Genomic DNA, 2,187 nt, shown 5'->3' with positions numbered 1-2,187 from the left:
GGCCCCTGCCCCCGCGCCCTCTGCGTCCGCGTGGCTCCCCGCCCCCGGCCGGTCCGCCGGGCTCCCGCCGCCCGGCGCAAGCGGCCGCCACCGCCACCCCGATGCGGCGGTAGCAGTACGTAGCGGCCCGTGACGGGCGCAACCGATCCCCGGCCTCGCGCGTCGTACGCAAGTACGGAGCGGTGGCAGTGGGGAGCAAGCGTGTTCGGTGGGGCGTGGATCAGGAGTGCGGGGCGGCCGGGCCGCGTCGTAGGGCGGGTGCTCGCCGTGGTCACGGCGGTCGCGGCGTTCACCGTCGCCGCCCCGGGCGTCCCGCAGGCCGACGCCGCGGCGCCCTGCCCGGGCCGGCTGGCCAAGACCGTCACCTTCTCGACCGGCGAACTGCGCGTCTACGAACGCGGCGACTACGCCTGCGCCGTCACCCTCGCCAAGCGCCCCGGTGTCCGCCGGCCCATGTCGGTCTCCCTCCAGCCCCGGGGCGGGCGCGCGGACACGGACAGCGGGAGGTTCACCCGGCAGGCCGGCCCCGTCACCGTGCACGCCCTCAACCGCTGTGTACGCGCCACCGGTTCGGTCTCCGGGACCTCCCGTTCCACCGGATGGATTCTGTGCTGATGCGACGGTAAGGCTCAACCGGGTCTGGCGGGGCCTTTGTTGACACCGCTAGGTTCACCGCGACCGCTTGATCTCAAAGGGAGATCTCAGGGGAGGGTGAATGCGCAAGGCGCTCAGATGGCTGCTGTCGCTCGTGGTGCTCATAGGCACCGTCAGCGCGGCCGGCGTGACGGCGGGTGCGGCCACCGCCGCAGAGCCGGCGACCGGCACGGACATCAAGGACCGGATTCTGTCGGTCCCGGGAATGAGTCTCATCGAGGAGAAGCCGTACCCGGGTTACCGTTTCTTCGTCCTCAACTACACACAGCCGGTCGACCACCGGCACCCGTGGCGCGGCACGTTCAAGCAGCGGATCACCTTGCTGCACAAGGACACCAGCCGCCCCACCGTCTTCTTCACCTCCGGCTACAACGTCTCCACCACGCCGCGTCGCAGCGAGCCGACGGCCATCATCGACGGTAACCAGGTCTCCCTGGAGTACCGCTACTTCACGCCGTCGCGTCCCGCGCCCGCCGACTGGTCCAAGCTGGACATCTGGCAGGCCGCGAGCGACCAGCACCGGGTCTTCAAGGCGCTGAAGAAGATCTACGACAGGAACTGGCTCTCCACGGGCGGCTCCAAGGGCGGCATGACCGCCACCTACTACGAGCGCCACTACCCGAACGACATGGACGGTGTCGTCGCGTACGTCGCGCCCAACGACGTCGTGAACAACGAGGACCGGGCGTACGACCGGTTCCTCGAGAACGTCGGTACGAAGGAGTGCCGCGACAAGCTGAACGCGGTCCAGCGCGAGGCCCTGGTGCGCCGGGAGCCGCTCGAGGCGATGTACGAGAAGTACGCGGCCGACGGCGGCTACACGTTCGACACCGTCGGCAGCCTGGACAAGGCGTACGAGGCCGTCGTCCTCGACTTCGTATGGGCGTTCTGGCAGTACAGCAACGTGTCCGACTGCGAGGCGATCCCGGCCGCGGCCACCGGGTCCGACCAGGAGATCTTCGACACCGTCGACGCCATCTCCGGTTTCTCCTTCTACGCCGACCAGGTGCTCGCCACCTACACGCCGTACTACTACCAGGCGGGCACCGAGCTCGGTTCGCCCGACATCACGCAGCCCCACCTGAACGGCCTGAGCCGCTACGGCTACCAGCCGCCGAGGAACTTCGTTCCGCGCGACATCTCCATGCGCTTCAAGCCGTGGGTGATGAAGGACGTCGACACCTGGGTGCGGCACAACGCCGACCGGATGATGTTCGTCTACGGCGAGAACGACCCGTGGGGCGCCGAGCCGTTCCGGGTCGGCAAGGGCACCCGCGACAGCCACGTCTACACCGCGCCGGGCGCCAACCACGGTGCGAACGTCGCCGGTCTGGTGGCGGACGAGCGGGCGGAGGCCACCGCCGCGATCCTGCGCTGGGCGGGCGTCGCCCCCGCCGCGGTCCAGGAGGACCCGGCGAAGGCCAGGCCGCTGGCCAAGGCCGACGCGAAGCTCGACAAGCGCGACCTGGAGCGCGAGCCGATGCTGCGCCCGTAACAGGGAGCGTCGCAAGGGCCGTGCCCGCAGTCTTCTCC

2 protein-coding genes are annotated in these 2,187 nt (G+C 70.1%); both read left to right on the top strand.

Translation table 11 applies throughout. The features are described from left to right. Positions 1 to 201 precede the first annotated feature (201 nt). On the top strand, positions 202 to 615 hold the full coding sequence (locus ACWGH4_RS34445; protein WP_453467768.1) for a hypothetical protein: 414 nt from the start codon (positions 202 to 204) through the stop codon (positions 613 to 615). A 100-nt stretch (positions 616 to 715) separates the two neighbouring features. Further along, a complete protein-coding gene (locus ACWGH4_RS34440; RefSeq protein ID WP_453467766.1) occupies positions 716 to 2,149 on the top strand; it encodes a S28 family serine protease in 1,434 nt (477 codons plus the stop codon). The last annotated feature ends 38 nt before the right edge of the window (positions 2,150 to 2,187 follow it).

The sequence above is a fragment of the Streptomyces sp. NPDC054847 genome (genome assembly GCF_053610925.1).
This window is presented reverse-complemented; position numbering and strand designations above follow the sequence as displayed.